16 protein-coding genes are annotated in these 22,603 nt (G+C 53.2%); 10 read left to right on the top strand and 6 right to left on the bottom strand.

Features of this window, described 5'->3' with window-relative positions; genetic code table 11:
* Positions 1–69: 69 nt before the first annotated feature.
* The 3 genes from preA to OIN60_RS21420 are packed head-to-tail and all read left to right on the top strand — an operon-like array spanning position 70 to position 3,005.
* Positions 70–1,359: an NAD-dependent dihydropyrimidine dehydrogenase subunit PreA gene (gene preA / locus OIN60_RS21430; RefSeq protein WP_305756907.1), complete on the top strand. Its 1,290-nt coding sequence runs from the start codon at positions 70–72 to the stop codon at positions 1,357–1,359.
* Between the two features lies 1 nt (position 1,360).
* On the top strand, positions 1,361–2,788 hold the full coding sequence (gene hydA, locus OIN60_RS21425) for a dihydropyrimidinase (RefSeq protein WP_305756906.1): 1,428 nt from the start codon (positions 1,361–1,363) through the stop codon (positions 2,786–2,788).
* Between the two features lies 1 nt (position 2,789).
* A complete protein-coding gene (locus OIN60_RS21420; protein ID WP_305756905.1) occupies positions 2,790–3,005 on the top strand; it encodes a hypothetical protein in 216 nt (71 codons plus the stop codon).
* Between the two features lie 90 nt (positions 3,006–3,095).
* Here the strand turns inward: OIN60_RS21420 and OIN60_RS21415 are convergent, their stop codons facing one another.
* A complete protein-coding gene (locus OIN60_RS21415) occupies positions 3,096–3,932 on the bottom strand; it encodes a hypothetical protein (RefSeq protein WP_305756904.1) in 837 nt (278 codons plus the stop codon).
* A gap of 329 nt (positions 3,933–4,261) precedes the next feature.
* Here OIN60_RS21415 and arfA point away from each other — a divergent pair, with 329 nt between their 5' ends.
* Both arfA and OIN60_RS21405 read left to right on the top strand, forming a co-directional pair.
* The gene (gene arfA, locus OIN60_RS21410; protein ID WP_305756903.1) at positions 4,262–5,779 is read left to right on the top strand and encodes an arabinosylfuranosidase ArfA; all 1,518 of its coding nucleotides are present in this window, start codon (positions 4,262–4,264) and stop codon (positions 5,777–5,779) included.
* Positions 5,780–5,904: 125 nt separating this feature from the next.
* Complete coding sequence (locus OIN60_RS21405; protein ID WP_305756902.1) at positions 5,905–6,645, top strand: glycerophosphodiester phosphodiesterase; 741 nt, start codon at positions 5,905–5,907, stop codon at positions 6,643–6,645.
* Positions 6,646–6,871: 226 nt separating this feature from the next.
* Here OIN60_RS21405 and OIN60_RS21400 read toward each other — a convergent pair whose 3' ends face one another.
* Positions 6,872–7,696, bottom strand: a complete 825-nt coding sequence (locus OIN60_RS21400; protein ID WP_305756901.1) for a class I SAM-dependent methyltransferase — start codon at positions 7,694–7,696, stop codon at positions 6,872–6,874.
* Between the two features lie 370 nt (positions 7,697–8,066).
* On the opposite strand from OIN60_RS21400, the gene OIN60_RS21395 reads away from it, so the two are divergent.
* Both OIN60_RS21395 and OIN60_RS21390 read left to right on the top strand, forming a co-directional pair.
* Positions 8,067–8,753: a response regulator transcription factor gene (locus tag OIN60_RS21395; RefSeq protein WP_305756900.1), complete on the top strand. Its 687-nt coding sequence runs from the start codon at positions 8,067–8,069 to the stop codon at positions 8,751–8,753.
* Positions 8,750–10,261, top strand: coding sequence for a sensor histidine kinase (locus OIN60_RS21390; protein WP_305756899.1), 1,512 nt, complete (start codon positions 8,750–8,752; stop codon positions 10,259–10,261). The genes OIN60_RS21395 and OIN60_RS21390 overlap by 4 nt, the downstream gene beginning before the upstream one ends.
* A 101-nt stretch (positions 10,262–10,362) precedes the next feature.
* Here the strand turns inward: OIN60_RS21390 and OIN60_RS21385 are convergent, their stop codons facing one another.
* Complete coding sequence (locus OIN60_RS21385; RefSeq protein ID WP_305756898.1) at positions 10,363–14,667, bottom strand: S8 family serine peptidase; 4,305 nt, start codon at positions 14,665–14,667, stop codon at positions 10,363–10,365.
* A 310-nt stretch (positions 14,668–14,977) separates the two neighbouring features.
* On the opposite strand from OIN60_RS21385, the gene OIN60_RS21380 reads away from it, so the two are divergent.
* Both OIN60_RS21380 and OIN60_RS22715 read left to right on the top strand, forming a co-directional pair.
* The gene (locus tag OIN60_RS21380) at positions 14,978–15,910 is read left to right on the top strand and encodes a manganese-dependent inorganic pyrophosphatase (protein WP_305756897.1); all 933 of its coding nucleotides are present in this window, start codon (positions 14,978–14,980) and stop codon (positions 15,908–15,910) included.
* Between the two features lie 212 nt (positions 15,911–16,122).
* The gene (locus tag OIN60_RS22715; RefSeq protein WP_370872584.1) at positions 16,123–16,386 is read left to right on the top strand and encodes an NAD(P)H-binding protein; all 264 of its coding nucleotides are present in this window, start codon (positions 16,123–16,125) and stop codon (positions 16,384–16,386) included.
* On the opposite strand, the gene OIN60_RS21375 is transcribed toward OIN60_RS22715, so the two are convergent.
* The 3 genes from OIN60_RS21375 to OIN60_RS21365 form a co-directional block, all read right to left on the bottom strand.
* Entirely contained in the window at positions 16,367–16,498 is a 132-nt protein-coding gene (locus OIN60_RS21375) for a hypothetical protein (protein ID WP_305756896.1), read from the bottom strand. The two genes, OIN60_RS22715 and OIN60_RS21375, sit on opposite strands and share 20 nt — an antisense overlap.
* Before the next feature lie 253 nt (positions 16,499–16,751).
* Positions 16,752–17,492 (bottom strand): hypothetical protein, encoded by a 741-nt coding sequence (locus tag OIN60_RS21370; RefSeq protein WP_305756895.1) that lies wholly within the window; start codon positions 17,490–17,492, stop codon positions 16,752–16,754.
* A 238-nt stretch (positions 17,493–17,730) separates the two neighbouring features.
* Positions 17,731–18,684, bottom strand: coding sequence for an ATP-dependent DNA ligase (locus tag OIN60_RS21365; protein WP_305756894.1), 954 nt, complete (start codon positions 18,682–18,684; stop codon positions 17,731–17,733).
* A 276-nt stretch (positions 18,685–18,960) separates the two neighbouring features.
* Here OIN60_RS21365 and OIN60_RS21360 point away from each other — a divergent pair, with 276 nt between their 5' ends.
* Positions 18,961–22,539 carry a M14 family metallopeptidase gene (locus tag OIN60_RS21360; RefSeq protein WP_305756893.1) on the top strand — a complete coding sequence of 1,193 codons (3,579 nt, stop codon included), beginning with the start codon at positions 18,961–18,963 and terminating at the stop codon, positions 22,537–22,539.
* The last annotated feature ends 64 nt before the right edge of the window (positions 22,540–22,603 follow it).

Raw genomic sequence — 22,603 nt, 5'->3', positions numbered from 1 at the left:
TTCATTGCCCATCAGGACGAAAGCGGCGATCAACGCCGTTCAATATGTCTTATCCAGGAGGGATTTCACATGGCGGATTTAAGCATCAATCTTGCAGGCATTCAGGCCCCGAATCCGTTCTGGCTGGCTTCGGCACCGCCGACCAATACCGGCTATCAGGTGCAGCGGGCCTTTGAGGCCGGATGGGGCGGCGCGGTCTGGAAAACACTCGGGGAGCCGATTATCAACACCTCGTCACGGTTCGCTGCTGTTCATTTTAACGGCCAGCGAGTGGCTGGATTTAACAATATCGAGCTAATTACGGACCGGCCGCTTGAGGTCAACCTGAAGGAGATTGCGGAGACGAAGAAGCGGTTTCCCGACCGGGCGCTTGTCGCCTCGCTGATGGTGGAGCCGGTGCGTGAGAAGTGGCATGAAATTGTGAAAAGGGTGGAGGCCGTCGGTGTCGATGGTCTGGAGCTGAATTTCGGATGTCCGCACGGCATGGCGGAAAGGGGCATGGGTGCCGCTTCCGGGCAGCAGCCGGATCTGGTGGAAGTGCAGACTTACTGGGTCAAGGAAGTGGCGGAGACCCCGGTCATTGTGAAGCTGACACCGAACATTACCGATATCACGGTCGTGGCGCGGCATGCCGTTCGGGGAGGTGCCGACGCGGTCAGCATGATCAATACCATCAACAGTCTGGCAGGCGTGGACATTCATACCTGGAACACCATTCCCCATGTCGGGGGTAAAGGAGCCCATGGCGGGTACTGCGGCCCGGCGGTAAAGCCGATTGCGCTGAATATGGTGGCCGAATGCGCCCGCAAGGCGGAGATTGGGGTGCCTATATCCGGTATGGGCGGCGTGTCGAGCTGGCAGGATGCCGTGGAATTTATGCTGATGGGCGCGACCGGCGTCCAGGTGTGTACGGCGGCGATGCATCACGGCTTCCGGATCGTGGAGGAGATGATCGACGGGCTGAATCGCTATCTGGACGACAAAGGCATCACATCAGTGATGGAGCTGGTGGGCAAGTCTGTTCCGCGCTACTCCGATTGGGGGGACCTGGATCTCAATTATCAGGTGACGGCCCGCATCAACCAGGATCACTGCATTCACTGCAATAAATGCCATATTGCCTGTGAGGACACCTCCCATCAGTGCATCGATCTGCTGACCGATGACCTCGGTCAATCCTATGTCCAGGTGCGTGAAGAAGACTGTGTCGGCTGCAATCTCTGCTCCATTGTCTGTCCGGCCGAGGGGGCCATCGACATGATTGAAGTGGGCAGCGGGCTTGAGCCGATGACCTGGAATGAGCGCCAGCGGCTGCTGGGGGCATTGCATACGAACTCATCTGAAGCGGGGGTGCTGTGAGATGAAAAAGCTGATCCGAAACGGGACAATTGTAACGGCGGCGGATACGTACGAGGCTGATATTCTCATTGAACATGAAAAAATCAGCCGTATCGGCAAAGGCTTGGAAGAAGCCGGGGCGGAAGTGATTGATGCAGCGGGCTGTTATGTCTTTCCGGGAGGCATAGATCCTCATACGCATCTGGATATGCCGTTTGGCGGGACGGTCACGGCGGATGATTTCGCAACGGGAACGATGGCGGCTGCGTATGGCGGGACCACCACGATCATCGATTTCTGCCTGACGAACAAGGAGCAGCCGCTTGCCGCAGCGGTGCAAACCTGGCACGCGAAGTCGCGTGGCAAGGCGGTTATCGACTACGGCTTTCATCTGATGGTCTCCGAGCTGAACGACAAGGTGCTGGCAGAGCTGCCGTCGATCATGGAGGAAGAGGGCATTACTTCACTTAAAGTGTTCATGGCCTATAAAAATACGTTCCAGGCCGATGACGGAACATTATATCAAACGCTGTGCGCCGCACGCGAGCACGGTGCGCTTGTGATGGTGCATGCGGAAAACGGTGACGTGATTGATGTCCTCGTCGGCGAGGCGCTCGCTGCCGGTCGTACAGACCCGATCCACCATGCGCTCACGCGCCCGCCGGAGCTGGAAGGGGAGGCTACAGGGCGGGCGGCATACCTGACGGAGCTGGCCGATTCCCAGCTATACGTCGTTCATGTGACCTGTGCCGAGGCGGTGGGGAAAATACAGGAGGCGCGCAAAAAGGGGCTGCGGGTGTTCGGAGAAACCTGTCCGCAGTATCTGCTGCTGGACCAGACGGCTTTGGAGAAGCCGGACTTTGAAGGAGCGAAATATGTATGGTCTCCTCCGCTGCGTGAAGCGTGGAACCAGGATGTGCTGTGGAACGCTCTGTCCTCCGGTAGTCTGCAGACGATTGGCTCAGATCAATGCTCGTTTGATTTCATTGGCCAGAAGGAGCTCGGGAGAGGGGATTTTTCCAAAATACCGAACGGTGGCCCGACGATTGAGGACCGGTTCAGCCTGTTATATTCCGAAGGCGTATGTAAAGGGAGAATTACCCTCAATCAATTTGTGGATATGATCTCAACGGCAAGCGCCAGACTCTTCGGCCTATTCCCGCGCAAAGGCACGATTGCTGTGGGAAGTGATGCCGACCTCGTTATTTTTGACCCTTATGGTGAACGGGTGATCTCGTCACAGACACATCATATGAAGGTGGACTACAGTGCCTTTGAAGGCATGAGAATCACGGGTGAGCCCGTGTCCGTGCTAGTGCGCGGAGAGTTTGTCATTCGTAATAAGGAATTTGTGGGGATGCCCGGATCAGGTCAATATCTGAAGCGCAGTCGGTTTGGGGGGCTGGCGAAGCCGCCGCTGCCTGTGGTCAGCAAAGAAGGAGTCCTGTGAGATGTCAGCTTATGAGCTGTATGCAGCCGAGAAGCTGGAGCTGGATGGGTTGGTTGAATCAGGCTACCAAATCCGTTCTGTGCAGGAGGGATTGGATGGTGCGGACGTCCGCCTGGTGCATCCCGGTTTGCCAGAGGGAGAGGCCAGCCTGCGGCTGTTGACGGCGGATGCCCGCAAATATTTGACGGTTCTGCTCCTGAGGGAACGAAGGCCCTAAACATATGAAAGAAGCTGTTCGCAGCCCGCTCCTGCTTGCGAAACAGCTTCTTTTTCTTATGATAAGAGGGAGTTGAGAAAAGAGCCGTTGTTACTCCGACTGTTCTGTTCTGGCAGGCTTCTCAGGGTGCTCGCCATTCACCATCTGGGTAACCCGGTCTTCCAGAGCAGCCTTGCGTTCCTCATACTGCTCATCTGTCAGCTTTCCTTCCTCAAGCTGTGTGCCCAGCTTCTCGGTCATGGAGGATACCAACAGATCAACGACTTCATTTACGTCCACATTCTGCTCTTCCGCGATGTCAGCTAGAGAGGAGCCCTCCTTGATGGCCGCCTTCAGCTCGTCTGCGGTCAGGCTGAGCAGAGAGGTCAGCTCCTTGTTGTCTCCGAACATGCCGCCGCCCATCATACCACCGCCCATCATGCCGCCACGGCCTTGACCCATGCCGAAGCCGCCTTTGCTCTCCAGCATTTTGACGGCCATGTCGGCAAAGTCAGGAGTCTTGGCATCCTGTGATTCTTCGTCGGTGCTGTCCTCGTCAGAATCCTCTTTGGTCCGGCGGGGCGCTGTCATGTTATCCTCCAGCCATGCTTCCAGATTGGATTGCAGCGTTTCAGTGGAGACACCTTGTTCCTTTGCAATTTCCGCAAGGGTATTGTCTTTCAGTTCAGACTTTAGAGCCTCCGCATCCAGGGACAGCCATTTCTGAAGCTGGGTTTGCAGCTCGCCTGAACCGAAGCCTCCCCTTGGACCGTGTCCACCCAGGTTACCTTGGTAAGCCGCCTTGTCCTGAGCTGCCGTCGTTGTATCCGCTGCTTGTGCCGGTTGGGTAGTCCAGATGCCGGCCCCTGTTACCACAGCAAGCGCCACGGTGCCTGCCAGAATAGCTTTTTTAGTACTTTTGCTGTTTGCTTTCAAACCGTTTTTCATGATGTTGTTTCCACCTTTCTGAGCTCGTTTTTTTGGTACAAGACCAATCATAAAGCACCAAAATGAGTTCAGTCTTAAACCTGGCTGAAGGTTTGCTGAATGATGATAATAAAAATATTAACTATTAATATTTTTGTTGATTATAGATCAGCCGTATGCTATATTCGTTGTGCGCGAAACAGTGCAGTCCGGCAGCAACATTGTTCTTCTTACGCATGATACATACAGTCATCCTGGTTCTCATTGCTGCAGCTTTATCTGTATTGACCGCCGCTTCTATAACAGGTTTGCAAACTTGCCGAATTTTATATCCAGAGAGGATGATATCCATGGCAACAACAGGTCTGAAAGCCAGAATGATCGTCGATAAATCGTTCCGAATTGCTGAGGTGGATCAACGGATTTACGGTTCTTTTATTGAGCATCTAGGCCGCGCGGTGTATGGAGGCATTTACGAGCTTTCACATCCGTCTGCTGATGAAAACGGTTTCCGGAGTGATGTGAAGGATCTGATCAGGCAACTGAATGTGCCGATTATCCGTTATCCCGGCGGCAACTTTGTATCCGGCTATGATTGGGAGGATGGTGTCGGTCCTGTTGCATCCCGGCCCAAGCGGCTGGAGCTTGCCTGGAGAACGGTAGAGCCGAATGAAGTGGGGACGAATGAGTTTATACAATGGGCACAAGAGGTCGGCTCGGAGGTCATGATGGCCGTCAACCTCGGCACACGCGGCATTGACGCCGCCCGCAATCTGGTGGAATACTGCAATCATCCGGGAGGCTCCAGGTACAGTGACCTGCGCCGCAGTCATGGGGTAGAGCAGCCACATCGGATCAAGACATGGTGCTTGGGCAACGAGATGGACGGACCGTGGCAGATCGGGCACAAGACGGCGGAGGAATACGGAAGATTGGCGCTGGAAACGGCCAAGGCGATGAGATGGATTGACCCGGATATTGAACTGGTGTCCTGCGGCAGCTCAAGCGCGGGCATGCCGACCTTCCCCGAATGGGAAGCGACGACTCTTGATCATACGTATGAGGCGGTCGATTATATATCTCTGCACCAGTACTACGGCAACAGGGACAATGATACCGCCAACTATCTCGCGCGTTCGATGGATATGGATCATTTTATTCATACGGTCATTTCCACATGTGATTACATCCAGGCGAAGAAGCGCAGCAAGAAAAAAATGCTGCTCAGCTTTGACGAATGGAACGTCTGGTACCACTCCAATGAGGCGGACACCAAGATTGAACCGTGGAGTATTGCCCCTCCGCAGCTGGAGGATATTTATAATTTCGAGGATGCGCTGCTGGTCGGCAGCATGCTGATTACGTTCCTCCGCCATGTCGATCGTGTTAAAATGGCTTGCCTGGCGCAGTTGGTCAACGTAATCGCTCCGATCATGACAGAGAATAATGGCCGCGCCTGGAAGCAGACGATTTTCTACCCTTATATGCATGCTTCTCAATTTGGACGGGGCATTTCCTTGATGCCTGTGGTGGATTCCCCCAAATACGACGCCCAGGATTATACGGATGTTCCGTATCTGGACAGTGCGGTGGTATATGATGAGGCAGGAGAGGCACTAACGATCTTCGCGGTTAATCGTCATCTGTCCGAAGGGCTTGATCTGACATGTGATGTGCGCAGCTTCGAGGGTTACCGGATTGTGGAGCATATCGTCATGGAGCATGAGGATCTCAAAGCGGTCAACGGACCTGGGGAGGAAAAGGTGGCACCCCGCAGCGGAGGAAGCTCCAAGCTGGACGGTGGTATCGTAACCGCCCAGCTTGGCAAGGCGTCCTGGAATGTGATCCGCCTGCGCAAAGCGCAGTAAATTTATTTTTTAGCAGAGCCCGCACCCGGTATGATCCGGGTCGGGCTTTTTTTAGCTGCTTAACATCCTCCAAATACAGATCAGCTACAATGATTCCAGGCAGCAGAAATCAGGGAGGGATCGCAATGATCAACACAGTGATCAATTTTGCTCATCGTGGGGCTTCGGGCACCAGTCCAGAGAATACGATGGCGGCATTCCGGCGCGCGCTGGAGCTGGGAGCGACAGGGATTGAGACCGACGTGCAGCGGACACGGGACGGGCGGCTTGTGCTCATCCATGACGAATATCTGATGCGCACTACAGGAGATGAACGGCTGGTCGAGGAGGCTACGGCAGAGGAAATCCGCGAACTGGATGCGGGCTCATGGTTTGATGAAGCGTTTAAGGGGGAGAGGCTGCCTTTTCTGGAAGAGCTTCTGGACCTGGTGGCGTCTACGGACATCATCCTGAATCTGGAGCTGAAGAACAGCATCCTCCCCTATTCCGGCATGGAAGAACAGGTGATTGCTGCCGTTAGAAAGGCCGGTTTGGAGGAGCAGGTCCTCATTTCGAGCTTCAATCACTATTCGCTGGCGGAATGCAAAAGGATCGCTCCTGAGATTCAGACGGGGGTTCTGTATGTGGAAGGTCTGTACCAGCCGTGGGAATATGCGCGTATGTTCGGCGCGACCGCCCTGCATCCGTACAAAGAGGCTGTCACCCCTGAATGGGTTGCCGCTGCTGCGGAGGCGGGGGTTGCGTATAACCCGTTCACGGTCAATGAAGCGGAAGAAATGAAGTCACTGATTGCCGCTGGAGTCAACGGAATTATTACAGACTATCCTGAGCTCTTGCATGAGCTGCTTACGGCCAGCGTGTTCTAAATCGGCCCGTGGGATCAAATTTTTTTGCGTTGTTTAGGCAGGCCTATGCACGACGCAGCGGAGAGAACGAAGCAATTCCGGAAAAGCGGAGCGCTCGCATTTGTTCCCGAATTTCATCCGCTAAGGAAAATAATCAGAAATTTGGGGACAAGAGCGATTGGAGGAATGCTTCGTTCTCGGAGCGTCTCACAACGCACAAAGGCGAGCCCAGGTCAATAGATCCTATCTACTTGATGCCCAGTCTCATTCGATAGCTGAACATCAGGTCAAGCGTTTTGCCCGCGAAGGCTTTGCCGACCAGCGCGCTGAAGCGCACCAGGTCCTCATCCAGCTCGGAAGAGCCAAGCTTGAAGACGGTCTGGACTCCCCCCTGGCTAAGGGCAAGTCGTACATAGCGGTCCGCATCGCATGGCTCATAGTGGTGAAATACGATTTCTTTCGTGAACCGGAACACGCCGCTTGCCGTCATTCGCTCCAAGTGAGTATTTTTATCCCACTTGTGGGCCTGCTGCTCTTCGGGAGCAAGCCGTTTAACGATGTCCTCGGCCTTGGTTATAATTCGGTTGTAAGCCGCTTCCGCCTCCCACTCTAAGGAGAGGGGCCAGTCGCAGTCATAGGCTGCAAAGACACCGCCCGGTACGAGTACACGCCTGATTTCTTCTAATGTGCTGGCAGGCTCCATCCAGTGAAAGGATTGGGAGCACGTGACGACATCGACGGATTCGTCTGCACAAGGCAGTGCATTGGAAAAACCGTGCTCAAACGAAATCTGATACGTGTCCTTGGAATCGGCCAGCTTCTCTCTTGCGACAGCGAGCATATCCGCATTCGGCTCAATGCCGACGACCTCCTCTGCGCAGTTCCTCCACAGCAGGGTGGACAATCCGGTGCCGCAGCCCACATCTGCCACAAGAGCGGGCCTGCGTCTTAAATACCGGATGATCAGCTCCGGTACGACAGACGGCGCTTGCGGCCGACTGCGGTCATAGCCATCCGCAAATCCTGAAAAACGTTCGATATTGCTAAGCAAATTTCCTTCCGGGATACTCATGAACGACGCCTCCTTTTTTGCGATTTTCGCAGCAGCTCATAGTCCATTTTATGGTACATTCCGGAAGAAAAGGAGTGAAACCTTCGCTTAAATGATTTTTTTGTTTGCAGGTGATGCGGTTTGCGGGCAGAACCATATAGCCCTGGAACATTCACTATGCATCAATCACTCCTCGTACTTATTTCGCTAGCTTTTTTGGATGTTCCATCATGCCCGCGCTACCTGAATCGGCTATGAAGCTAAGCTGAATGTTCACTGAAAGTGATTGCAGAAGGATTTTTCAGCCAAATTTCAGGTGACAATAGCATAATGATGGTATGTTGTATTTGCTTGACTTGCTGTGGGCCTGACATGAAAGGATGAATACAGGATGAGCACGCTGAATGGCGTTAAAATATTGATCGTGGATGATGAACCTCATATTTTGCAGTTTTTGGAGTTCGGTCTCGTGAATGAGGGGTTTGAGGTGAGGAAGGCTTCCAATGGCTATGAAGCGCTGGAGGTGGCTAGAGATTTCAGGCCCCATGTGGCCGTATTGGATGTGATGATGCCGGAGATGAACGGGTTTGATGTCTGCAGCAGCCTGAAGGAAACAGAAGACAATATTGCCGTGATCATGCTGACCGCCAAGGACGAGGTCGACGACCGGGTGAAAGGGCTTAAGCTGGGTGCTGACGATTATTTGGTCAAGCCGTTTAATTTTGACGAGCTGCTGGCCAGGATTGAAGCGCGGCTGCGTAATCAGTTCCCCGATCTGCTGGGCGAGGTGGCGTACGGACCGTTTCGCATCGATGATCGCCGCAGGGAAATTAAGCATGAGGAACGTGTGCTGGAGCTGTCTCCTACCGAGTATGAGCTGCTTAAGCTGCTGGTTTTGAATCACGGCTTGGTCCTGAGCAAAGCCCGGATCTTGGACCGGGTGTGGGGGTATGATTTTGGCGGTGAAGACAATATTGTGGAAGTCTATGTACGCTCCCTGCGCGATAAGCTGCAGGACAAAGAACATAAGCTGATCAGGACGCTGCGCGGTGTCGGCTATCGGATGGATTTGCCATGATACGGAGAAAAAGGCGGTGGCGGGATGTCCTTGCGCTGCGTTCGCTGCGTTCACAGTTGCTGGCGAGAACGATCCTTATCGTAGCCGTACTGCTGGTGTTCATCGGCTTTCTTCAATATATATTGATGAAGGATTTCCTTTACCGCAGCCGTGTGGAAACGATGGAGGCGCAGCTCCGCACGATGCCGATGGAATTATTCCGGAGATTCTCGCTGTTCGCGGAGGGAGCTTCAGGGGCTGGAGGAGGTCCGTTTCCACAGCAGGAACGGCCGCGATTGCTGTTTATGCCGGATACCTCTGTTGCGGTGATCGGGGAGGAAGGAACCTTTACGGATCTGTCTGCTGAAAACGGTCTTATATCTCCCCGGTTGTCGGCAGACATTTATGAGGCAGCACGCGAAAATAAAAGCTCCTCGCGCAGAAATGGGGACTATCTGATTGTAAAGGATACTCAGGGGAATGAGCAGCTTGTGATTGTCCGGGAGAGCAGAAGGCCGAGAGGGAATAGCGGTGATTTAGTGCAGATGGGTTATCGCATCGGACCGCTGCGTGACCTGCTGCTGCGGCAGCTCCTGATTTTTATCTCATTGGCTTTATTGGCTTTGGTCGGTGGACTTGCACTGATGCTGCCTGTGCTTCGCCGTACTCTGGTTCCGCTCTCCCAGATGGTGCAGGCGGTGAAGCTAGTCGATGCGGGAAATTTAACCGAGCGTTTCGAAGCCAACCAGGGGCAGTATGAAATCGATCGGCTGGCTGTATCCTTCAACGGGATGCTCGGCCGTCTGGAAGCTGCTTTTGCTGCCGAAAGAGAGGCGCAGATGCAGATAAGACGTTTTATTGCTGATGCGTCACATGAATTGCGTACCCCTTTGACGTCGATTCACGGCTTTCTGGAGGTGCTGCTGCGGGGGGCTGCATCCAACCCGGCCCAGCTTCAGGCTGCACTGGAGAGCATGCACGGGGAATCCAAAAGAATCAACAAGCTGGTGGAAGATCTGCTGCTCCTGGCCAAATTGGACCGCAGGCCGAAGTTGGAGCTGAAGGATACAGCCCTCGACCGCCTGCTGCTCTCTATGAAGCCCCAGCTCTTGATGCTTGCAGGGGCGCGTGCGGTGACCTTTGATCTTACGGGGGCCGTTCAAGTGCTGGCTGACTCTGATGCCATTAAACAGGTTATTCTGAATCTTTTTCATAATGCGGTACAGCATACGGAGCCCGAGCATGGAGTTATTGCAGTCACGCTTGCAGCCGGTCCCAGGACAGTAGAGCTATCCGTGCGTGATAACGGAGCGGGGATGAGCGAGGAGCAGCTTGGGCGCATCTTCGAAAGATTCTTCCGTGGTGACTCGTCCCGTACGCGCAGCTCCGGCGGCACCGGGCTCGGTCTTGCCATCTCGCAATCTATTGTCGAGGCGCACGGCGGTGTGCTGGAGGCGGATAGCGAGCTGGGCCAAGGCAGTGTTTTCCGGATGCGGCTGCCCCTGCTCGTACAGTCATCAAGGCTTTAGGCAAAATAGCAAAAAAAGACCTCCAAGGTTGTCTTCCTATCATGCGATAGGGGGGACATTCTCTTGGAGGTCTTTTGATTTGTTTGATGTTAAAGGGTTACTTAATTGATAAGCTCGCCTTCCTTCAATAGAAGGTAAAGCACTTTAGCCGCTGCCTCACGTGTGGTTGGTGCTTGCGGCCGGAAGAAGGAAGAGCCTCCTGATGCTTCACCATTCATAAGCCCGGCCGCCGTTACTTTCTCAATGCTGTTCTGTGCGTATCCGGCGACTGAGGAAGCATCAGCGTAAGGCGTACGCACAGCACCTTCAGCATCAGCAGTAATTTTCAGCAAATCAACGGCTTTCGCAAGCATGACCGACATTTCCTGACGGCTGATGTTGGCGCTCGGATCGAACGTGCCATTCGTCCGTCCGTTAATTAACCCGGCTTGGTAAGCGGCCCCGACATCACTGGCATACCAGTTGTTCGAGCTTACGTCAGAGAATGGTGTGCTGGATGTCGGCTGCAGTCCAAGCGCACGTGTCAGCATGGCCGCGAACTCGGCGCGGGTTACGTTCTTTTTCGGTGAGAACGCAGTATCCGAAGTACCATTGACCAGCAGTTTGTTGGCTAGGGATTGGATTTCGGATTGAGCATAGGATGAAGAAATGTCATTAAAATTCGATGCTCGGGAAACCGCCGCATAGGTTGAGAAGCCTGGACGGCTTACCTTCACCACTGCCGTTCCGTCCGGCTGGATGCTGAAGACGGAGGGAGCAGGATGCACTTTGCCGTTGTTGATATACAATACGCCGGCTGTATTGGGCTCGAGCTCACCCGGTACGGTGAAGGCGCGGAGAATACGGACTTCAGCCGGTACGGCAATAGGTTCGCTGCTCTCGCCGGCCAGGACGTTGACTTCAAAAGCCGTTGGTGTACCGATGACCGAAGCCCCGGCCAGACCCTTCGTGAAATCTGCCGCTGATTGTGCTTCGCTGCTTACGATCAGTTCAAGGCTGGCACCGGAACTCACGGAGCTTAATACAGACAACGGAAGAGCCAGTGAAGCACCGTTGCTGTTCAAAATCAGGCTGCTGTTCGCAGCAGCGCCTGAAAGAATTTCAACCTGTGCCGCAGTAAGCGTTAGTTTGGTTGTAGCCGTGTCCTGATTGTTCGCCGAGATGACGATGGCTGTCGGTGTCTGGCTGGCTGCGGCCAAGGCCTTTTGCAGATCCGCATCGGTTACGGTCAATGCCTGTGCATTGCCGCTCACCATAGCGGAGGCTGTTACGCTCTGGGTGGTTTGCCCTTGCTGTACAACAGCCTGGATGCTGCCAGCGCTCACAGGAGCAGGCTGACCTGGTGTCGGTGTTGGGCTTGGTGTTGTGGAACCACCGCCACCTGAGCCGCCACCGCCCGACCCGCCATCATCATCATCATCGTCACTTCCCCCGCCCCCGCCACCGCCGTTGCCGGGGGTGGCCGGGACGTTATCGACACGGAGAGCTTTGGATGCGTAGTAAGCGTCCAGCGCACCGTCATAGAACTTGTAGTTTCCGTTTTCGTCCAGCTTAGGCGCAAGAAGCGTTATTTTATAGGTTCCATCGGTCAGATGACGGTACACCAGATTCCCGCTCTCGTCTGTTTCCAGATTTCCGTATACATCGAGTCCCACATAGGTGCCGTTGAAATTTTTAAACTGGTATGCACCTTGCTCAAGGAATCCGGTATCGGTGGAAATGGCATCTGCCACACCGACCAGCTTATCATCTACACCGTAGATCTGAAGCTCAATATAATCGGTATTGTCCGCGGTCAGACGGAAGGAAATGTCGGTGGCGTCCTGCTTGCCGTCCCCGTTAGGTGTAATGATTGTATTCGACAGGGTCATCTCCTGCAAGCCAAAGCCGGTAGCCGGCTGCTCGTCTCCAACATGGACGGAGAATGGGAGATGCAGCGTCGGAAGACCTGCGCTCTCCAGGATGATTTCGCCTTCATATACACCGTCGGCGGCTCCTGCCGTCGGCTGTACCGACAGGGAAAAGGACTGGGTGCCGCCAGCCGCAGCCGAGACTGTGCCTCCATGGGTACCCGCCAGCTCGGCCTTGATGTTGTTCACATCCGGTGTCGGCGCAGAATTTTTATCATAAGGATTCAAAGTGACATCAGGATGCATCACTACGGAAGCTTTGTACTCCACGCTGCCCGAAGACACGTTTTTGAGCTGGAGCTGAATTTGCTTGGCTGCACTGCCGGCAGCCATTACACCGAAGCTTGCAGAAGAGCCGTAGTTGGTTACATTTTGGTAGTTCAGGTCCTTATCTAGAATGGAAACTTGTTCAACAGTTTGCAGCAAGGCCGGCGTTTGGATCGCCTTGGCGATGTTGACGCGACCCGCCCCCTGTGAGTATACGTCATAAAGCGTACCTTTTTCGTCATACAGGGCATCGGACGTATTGGCCAGCGCTGCGCGCACGTCGAACGGAGTCCAATCCGGGTGCTCCTGAACGAGCAGAGCGGCCAAGCCAGCTACGTGCGGTGAAGCCATACTGGTTCCGCTGCTGCGCTCATAGGCCTCCTCATAGGAAGCATCCCCAATATATTTGCTCCAGGCAGGATAACTCGACATGATGTTAACGCCTGGTGCGCTTACGTCAGGCTTGATCCCGAGCAATTCGTCGCTGTTCGGTCCACGGGAGCTGAACGAAGCGATGGTGTCTCCAGCGACATCGTACCGTGGATATTCGCCATTGAAAGAAACGGATGCGAATTGCTCTCCACTGGCAAGGATGCTGCGCGCCAATGCGCGGCCATCACTGCCATCCATATCGAACGTCGGAATGAAGCCCAGGCTGTCCCCGAGACTTACATTAGTGTAGTCATTCCGATTCGTGACATTTTCGGACAGGTCGGCCTCATTGGGGTTCGATCCGCTTGTATTGCCGTTGAAGATAATGGCGGCTTTTGCGCCATGTTGCTTGGCGATGGTCACTTTGTCTACGAATGCCAGATTGCCGCGGGAGATAAGAACGACTTTGCCCTCCACATCAAGGCCGTCATAATCATCTATTTGTCCCAAGTCCACATAGACAAGATCATGCGGGCCGGTTCCAAAAATGCTGGCAAAATCCTCGTCACTGGTTCTCCACCCCATCATATAGAATTCATGATAGGTGGAATCGGTAACCGAGCTGTACGCATCCGCCGTCACGGATGCCGACGCGGTGAAGGTATAACCCGGCGTCGTTGCGGCCCCAACGGAAATCCCAAGCTGAGAAGAGGCGGGAGATCCCATGGAATAGAAATAAGAGCCGTTTTGAGCATCCGCTGCGTTGCCGTTTGCAATGACGGCCACCACACCGGATAGCACCGCGTTGTTGATGGCGATGGAATCAGGCGAGTTGGGGTCCTTCTCCTGATCGGACCCGAGGGACAGGTTGATCACGTCCATGCCGTCCTTGACGGAGCGTTCGATTCCATCGATGACCTGAGCTGAGGAACCAGAGGCTCTGGCCGAGGAGCCATTGCGGCCGAGAACTTTGTAGGCGTACAAGTCAACGTTGTAGGCAATCCCCTTCTGCACAATGTCTGACGTGGTATTTTTGGCCTGTCCGGCGATCGTACCGGCTACATGCGTGCCGTGCGACGTTCCCGAGAAGCCGGAGCCGTAAGGGTCTTCACTCATCGTGAGCGGCGGTTCTTCATACGGGTCGTTATCCTGATAGAAGGAGTCGTAGCCGCCTTTGTAGGCATCCTTCAGATCCGGGTGGTTGTAATCAATGCCGGTATCAATGACACCGACCTTGATACCTTCGCCCGTCAGTCCCTGGGCCCACGCATCAGGCACACCGATCTGCTTCAGCGGCGCTTCATCGAAGAGGACATCATACGTAGCCTCTTCCGCTGTGAGAGCTGGCGGCTCTTCAACCGGGATGGAGAAATACGTTTTGTTCTCATGAACGGATTTCACCCCGGGGAGCTTGGCCAGAGCAGGGATTTTATCGGCAGGCAGCGTGACCTCCATACCATTAAGCACTGTAGTATACTTATAGTTTACGGTCAGCGGAATGCCCTGCTGTTTGGCGAGTTCGACGAATGAAGTCTGTTCCTTGGTGATTGAGGATTCGGCAGAACGAGCGGAGAAAGCTCCTAATCCCCGTGCGGCGAATCTTTTTACAGCAACGGGGTCGCTGCTAAGCTGTACGATAACATTGATTTGCTTGGAAGAAGAGGTGTTGAGCTCTGGTGAAATATAGGCCGGTTCTGGGGCTGCCTGTAGCTCGGAACGCAGGGCATCGAGCTCAAGCCCGGTCAGTGAAGGGTCGCCTGAGGCAGCCAGGCCGGTGGATGGAAGAGATAGTCCGGCAGTAAGAATAAATGCGAGCGATGCAAATGGTAATTTTCGTAGGAAAGAATACTTTGTCAACAACGATTCCCCTCTTTTCATTCAAAATGTATTGCTTTGAACTAGATCGAGTTGGAGCGTCTGCCGGTTTTTTTGCGCCTCCTTCCTATTGGAATTAAACATGGTGACTGGATGAGTTTATAGTTTTGAGCCATATGTTACCATATCAAATGAGCGTTTACTATACATTTTTACTAGATTTATAGGCCGGAGAGACAAATATTTTGGGGAAAATGCGCCTTCTGGATGGCGAAGCGGTCAGCATTAATGATATAATCTGCATTGGAATTGTTGACTTTAAAATATACTCTCTTATAAGGAGTCGATTAGGATGGCAAAAACACTCATTTTCGGGCATAAAAATCCGGACACGGACACCATTACTTCAGCAATCGCTTATGCCGCATTGAAGACACAGCTCGGTGCCGACGTCGAGGCTGTACGTCTGGGGGAAGTGAACGGGGAAACGCAATATGCTCTGGACTACTTCAAAGTAAGCGCTCCCCGTCTGGTGGAGAACGTTTCTGAGGAAGCGCAGGATGTTATTTTGGTCGACCATAACGAGCGCCAGCAAAGCGCCAACGATATTGATAAAGTCCGTGTCATCGAGGTGATCGATCACCACCGTATCGCGAATTTCGAGACAAGCCAGCCGCTATATTTCCGCGCTGAGCCTGTCGGCTGCACAGCAACCATCCTGAACAAGCTTTATAAGGAACATGGTGTTGCGGTTCCTAAGGACATCGCTGGCCTGATGCTGTCCGCCATTATTTCGGACTCTCTGTTGTTCAAATCCCCGACCTGCACGGAGCAGGACGTAGCCGCAGCGCGTGAGCTGGCCGAGATTGCCGGAGTGGACGCGGAAGCCTACGGCTTCGACATGCTGAAAGCGGGCGCTGATCTGAGCAAGCATTCCATTGAGCAGTTGATCAGCCTGGATGCGAAGGAATTCGATATGAACGGCCGTAAAGTGGAGATTGCCCAAGTTAACGCGGTTGACGTCAACGATGTGCTGTCCCGCCAATCCGACCTGGAGGCTGCTCTGAACAAGACGATTGCGGATAAAAGCCTGGACCTGTTCCTGTTTGTGGTTACGGACATCGTGAACAGCAATTCTGTGGGCATCGCCCTTGGCAGCCAGGCGCAGGTTGTCGAGCAAGCTTACAACGTGAAGCTTGACGGTAACAAAGCGGTTCTTGAAGGCGTTGTTTCCCGCAAATCGCAGATCGTGCCAGTACTGACCGATACTTTTAACGCACAGTAAGCTGGTGTCAGTGGCGAGCCTTGCAAGTTGAAAAATCGAAAAACGGACCGGGGAGGGAGTGATCCTTATCGGTCCGTTTGTTTTTATAGAGGTCGGGTGGCAAGCGAAGTTGGTCCATGGTATATTGACCGTACAAAGAAACCGTTACTTCGGTACTCCCAGAGTCGTGGCGGGAGCGTAACCTCGGTGACGAGGTCGAGTATTACTTTGCTGTGAAGAAGCAAGCAGACATCGCGCTTAGTCGTAGCGATCTAGATTGGCTAATTCTTCGTCCGTCATTGCTTGTCGACGATATCGGAACTGGCACCGTTTCACTCGGGCCAGCCGAGTTCCACGGTCAAATAGCTCGCGCCGATGTCGCTGAAACTCTCGCTGAGCTGCTTCACGAACCTCGCATCGGCCAGCAGATTCTCGAACTCAATACCGGGTCCACCCCGATCCGAGACGCCGTCAAAGCTAACATCCGTCGGCGTTAGACCGCTGCTGCCTATGCGCAAGTGAAGCATCAGTCAAATGGGCTAATACTCGTTCCGTATTGGCGCTCTCCTCCAGCCACCCGGTGGTGAAATCTGTAATGGTTACAAACATTCCAACCCCTCCATGAGTTATTTACAATCATTATAGACAAAGAGGGTGTCCCCAAAGGCTCTTGACCGGGCACTCTTTTTGTTCGTGTTTCGTGCGTGGGTGAGACGCTCCGAGAACGAAGCATTCCTCCAATCACAGTTGACCCTTCGGGCAAAAGGTGACCGCTCCGCTTTTCCGGAATTGCTTCGTCCTCTCCGCTGCCTTTGTGCATCCCCCAACTTAAAAGGAACAACCGGAAATCGCAATCTTCTGGCTATGGCAGCTTCGCCTCTGCGGCGGCAAGGCCCTCCGCGATCTTCTTCTCCCAGGTATACGTTTTCTGCTGGGAGGTATGAATGCGGGCTAACTGATCATACACCACCATCATTTGGGTCAAAGCTGTAACCGCATCACCTATTTTAACGGCGCTTCGGTACTTCTTGTTGGCAGCGGTCTTGCTTTTTCGGGCGTCAGCGATCACTTTGTTTTCGGCAGTAATTTGCTTTTTCAACGCGGTAACAGGGAGGAGCGCATCCTTGACCGCTTTTTTCTTGGTCGTCGCCTGCTTCTTGGCAGCCGTCAGCGCGTCCTTCTTAGCCTTGATCTCTGCTTTAGCCTGGGTGTATGAAGGCTTAAGGTTATTGCGCTTCAAATCCAGGAGGGCAGCGGCTTTGGTGTTCTTCTGCTTCCTGGCAGCCGCCGCCTGCTTGGAGAGGGATGAGTATTGGCTCAGAAGGGCTGCATGCTTCTGTTCTATTTGTTTAACCTCCCCTGTAAGCCTGGCGATCAGTGCCGCATCGATAGCTTGGATATCCTTATTAAGAGCTTGCAGGCTGTCATTGTTCTTCTGCCGCAGGGTCTGGGTCTGCTTACTCTCTAGCTTGATCAGCGCCTCAAGCTCCGTAACGTCATCATATACGGCATCGATCCCGTCAAGCGCAGCCTCCCAACTATCCGCCTGGGCGGGGAGAATGCTCCCCCACCATAAGGCTGCTACCAGAAGCAGGACCAGCATCCTGCTCCAGCCTCTTATCATCCCGCTGTTTACCAATTATCTTCCTCTCCTTTACTTAAATTGTGCTGTTAGACGGGTACACGCAAAAAAAGCACCCCGCAAGAAAGGCGCAAAGGCCTGTCCTGCGGGGTGCTTCACCCGCACAGCATTGAGAAAAAATTTGCTTTTACCTTAACCTACAGCCGGAAATTTGTCAACGAAGAAGCAGTCAGAATTTCTGACGGATGCAGGTAGCTGCTTATTTTATTTGTTCAATCGTGCACTCTGCAGGTGCCATATGCTCAACGATGCTTTCAATGCTGGGATGGCGCATCGTACCGCCAGGCGTCCATTCCAGGAAGTCCACTTTTACGACGAGCTGCGGCTTAACCCAGATCGTTTCCCTCAGCAAAGGAGGCTTGGCGTTAAAAGGGATCGTGCTTAGAGCCAGCGGCTTGACCCTCTCGGTCAGGCTGCTCCAGTCCTGAATGGTCAGTTGGCCCGTACCGGCATGACCGATATACATGAGCTGTCCTTTCGGAGTATACAGCCCCAGCAACAGCGAGTTTACCACCTTGTCACGGAAGGTTACCCCACCGATTACAGCGTACAGGTCACGGCTGATTTTCCGCTTCATCCACCGTTTATCTTTGCCGTTGATGAGATAGGCTCCGTCCAGCCGCTTCAGGACGACTCCTTCAAGCTGCTGTTCCGATACGGCTCTGAACAGGGCGTCTCCATCCGGAAAGCTCTGTACAGGCTGCACGAGCTGCTGGTCCGGCTTGATCATATCCTGCAGCAGGGCTTGGCGCTGCGAAAGGGGAAGCTCTGTAACCCAGCGGTCATCGGTCAGGAGCACATCAAACACCATATACACGACGGGAACTCTGCTGACGGCCTGCGTGATAGCTTGCTGCCTGCGCAGGCTGTCTCTTTTCATAATCTCGTGAAAAGAAGGCTTTCCCCCATCAAAGGCAACCAGCTCTCCATCCAGAATGAAGGAGGAGGCGGAGCAATAGACCCAAGGCTGCAGCAGCTCTGGATACTGCAGGGTTCTGTCGTGCAGCCTCCGGTTGACCAGGCGTACCTGCTCATTGCTGCAGTAGGCCAGCATTCTTATCCCGTCCCATTTCACTTGCGCAATCCATTCCGGGCCCACAGGAATTTGCTCTGTCTTGACCGGTTCAAAAGGAATAATCGGCTGCAGTTCCATAAGTGTCTCCTTCACGATTAGGATCAGAAAGTATGGTATAGGATGTGACTTTTTACCAATTTGCATACGCCGGCGATTCCTTATTCCGGTGCCGAAAGTATTTGTGTCATATAACCTGCCAATCAAGGAACCTTTTGTGTGCATAACTATACATAATCTATTGAAAATATTAATTACCCACTGGTATTTAATAGATTTCTTTAGTATAGTAGCGTAGAAACGCGGATCGTGTGAAGTTTTCGTACATAACAATTCACGTAATGGGGGGAAAGTGATATGGTATCGGTAAAGTCACCTAAAGTGTGGGCTTCCACAATTCTAACTGCCAGTTTGTTATGTAGTGGGGTTGTACCCGCCTTGGCAGCGGTCCAAACACCAGTTCCATCCCAGTCAGCGGGCACACTTCAGGATGGGGCGGGACAAAGCTCTGTAACCTCGTCCGTCTATGAACTGCAGCAAACCGCGGTTGCTCAAGATGTATACCTTGTGCCGATGACCGAACGGCGCAGCCTGGAAATTACATTGGCAGGGGCGGTCTCGCCTGCTGAAGTAAGCTGGACGCTTGGAGGTAAGCCGCTGAGCGAATGGAAATCGTGGAAGGCAGGGAGACAAGGGACTGCAGGGACATACAGTGGAGCCCCTTTTGTCAATGCGTCAGCACCTGTAGGCTCAGACTCCGGACTTACATATATGATCAATTTCGACCTCCTCTACGGAGTGGAGGATCTGAACGGAAGCGTGCGGCGAGAATACCCGAAAATGATGCAGACCGTCGATCTCGTTGCAGCCGGATCTAAAGGTGAACTGTATCGCAGAGCCATCAAAATTGTACCCTACGATAGCTTCCATACCTTCGAGGAAATCAAACCGGCGATTGATGCCATCACGGCTGACGCACGCGCCGACCGTTATATTGATTACCGGGTACTGGGCAAATCGGTACAGGGACGGGATATCCAAATGTCCATTGTCGCCAAGGACAAGGCCTCCGTCGACCAGTATCTGAACGAAACGTTGCCGCTCATGATGAATGATCCCGAGGAGCTGCAGAACCGCATCCGTAGCGGTGAACTGCAGGATTACAAAGTACCGGTCTGGATCAACAACATCCATCCTGATGAAGCGCCGGGTATTGACGCGATTGTGAAGCTCTTCCGCACCGTGGCTCAGGAGGAGCAGGTGACTTACGATACGGTGGATGATCAAGGAAACCCACAGCAGGTTACGGTCAATGTGGATGAAGCGCTGGATAACGTCATTTTCCTGTTAAATTATACGGAAAACCCAGACGGCAGGGTGGCTAACACACGGGCTAATGCCAACGGACTGGATTTGAACCGGGACAACTCTTATCAGACCCAACCGGAAACGCAAATTGTGACCAGCGAGATCGCCAAGTGGTCGCCGTTGTCCTTTCTCGATATGCACGGCTTTGTCAAAGAATTTCTGATCGAGCCCTGCACACCTCCGCATGATCCGAACGCTGAGTATGATCTGCTAATCGACCATATGGTGGAACAGGCGGAGCAGATGGGCAGGGCGGGAATTGCAAATACCAAGTATGATCAGTTCCACATCCCTTATGAGGAAGCCCGCAAATCGGCGGAGAATCCGAATTACGAGCCGTATGGATACAGCTCGGGCTGGGATGATTTTTCCCCGGCGTATACAGCGGTATTCGCTATGCATCATGGGGCGCTCGGACATACGATTGAAATTCCTGAAATCAGCGAGGCATCCGTCGATGCATTGTATTATACAGCCTTGGCCTCCACAAACTATGTAATGAATAATAAGGATGAGCTGTTCCTGAACCAACTGGAAATTTACAAGCGCGGGATTGAAGGAATTGACTCCCGCACCGTGGACCCGTATTTGGTTAATGCCGATTATGAGCCAATCGGTCGTCCGCGGGACGGGGAAAGCAGCTTTTTCCCTGAATATTATGTTCTGCCGGTAGACCGCGAACTGCAGAAAAATCCGCTTGAGACGTACCGCATGGTGAATTACTTGAATCGGAACGGTGTTAACGTCGCAAAAACAACTGCACCGGTAACGGTCGGCGACGTGATATATCCGGCAGGGTCCTATGTCGTCGATATGCATCAGGCTAAGCGGGGTTATGCAAACCTGGTGCTCTATAAAGGTGCCGACGTATCCGACTTTGCTGAAATGTATGCTGAGGTGGTACAGAATTTCCCCGAAATGCGCGGATTTGACCGCTACACGGTGAGGGAAGCCGGTGCATTTGCCGGCAAAACAACAGCCGTAGGTCAGGAAACGATACCGGTAACAAGTGTACAGGCGGGAGCAAGCTATTATGTGGTCAAAAACAGCAATAATGACGCGGTTCACGCCGTGAACACGCTGCTGAAGCAAGGCAAGCCGGTATATTTCATTCAAGCTAGCGGTCAAGGCTACGAGATGGGAGATTACCTGATCGGTGGAAGAGAGTTTGCTGCCATTCGGAACTCCTACCTGCTTGGTGCAGTGCCGCTTTCCGGCTCCGTTCAGGTCAAAGCATTGATCTCACCGAAGGTGGCTGCGGTTGGATCGGGTGAGAATACCTTTGCTCTGAATCAAATGGGCTTCTCCTTAGTCACGGATCAGGTGCAGGGCGATGTGATTGTCAGCGACGGCGGGGCCGTAGATACGAAGCTTGTTGCAGCAGGCAGGCCGTTTGTTGGATTCGGCAATAGTCCGCTTGGTCAGATGAAGAAGGCCGATATACTGAATGGCTTTGATTACGGATATACGGCTGCTTCTCATGAGGGCTTGTTTAGAACGATTTTGAACCAAAATAATACGGTGACTGCAGAATATCCGCTTGAGGATTATTTCTACACCGCCTCGGGGTCGTGGATTACCTCCGTGCCGGATAATGCGGATGTTGTTGCCCAGATTAGCGGCGAGAACGGATTTTACCTGGCAGGCTGGTGGCCGGGACATGAGAAAGCGCAAGGCCAAGTGCTCGGCATCGCCACTAAGCAGGATCAGGATACAGCCAACCCGAATGTGGTGCTGTTCGCCAATGATCTGGTTAACCGTGATCATCCGCAGAATCAATACCGTATTGTGGCGAATGCCATCTTTACAACGGTCATGGAACAGGCTCCTGTCACAACGATCAGCAGCGGAACGAGCTCCGGCGGTTCAGATCGTGACGATGATGACGATAAAACTTTAACAGGCAGCGATGGAGCAACCACGCCCGTTGAGCCTGCCGGGCCTGCGGGACCGGCAGAACCTGAAACTACAACGGAATCGGATTCGGTAACAGACACACCGGCCCTACCTGTTGTTGAATTCAAGGACCTTCAAGAAGTTGGGATATGGGCGCATGCTGCGATCGGTAGATTGGCCTCTATGGGCATCATTAACGGCATCGGCGAGGGACGTTTTGCCCCTTTGAAGGAGGTTACTCGTGCGGAGTTCTTGACGATGCTTCTCAGAGCTTTTCCGATGGAAAATACAGGGACTTCGGTATCTTTCAGTGACACGAATAGCAGCGCTTGGTATTTTGAGTATGTGTCCACAGCCGTGAATGCAGGCATTGTGTCAGGCGTGGGCGGCGGCAAATTTGAGCCGAACCGGCCAATCACACGTGAGGAAATGGCAATCATGAGCGCGAATGTGCTGAAAGCCGTCAAGAATAAACAGGTGAATAACGCAGAAGAAACGCTGGCTTCATTCTCGGATCGCGGCAGAATCGCTTCCTATGCCATGGACTCGGTTGCGTTGCTCTATCAGGAGGGAGTCATCCGCGGTATGACGGAAACAACGTTTGTGCCTAAAGGTGTGGCTAACCGTGCTCAAGCGGCGGTTATTCTCTCCAATTTGCTGGATGTTGAATGATATTGTGTAAAGATTTATAACATATCCAAATTATTTGTTGAGCTTCAACCAACTTCTTGATAGA

The organism is Paenibacillus zeirhizosphaerae (assembly GCF_030705605.1).
GTDB lineage: Bacteria > Bacillota > Bacilli > Paenibacillales > Paenibacillaceae > Paenibacillus > Paenibacillus zeirhizosphaerae.
This window is presented reverse-complemented; position numbering and strand designations above follow the sequence as displayed.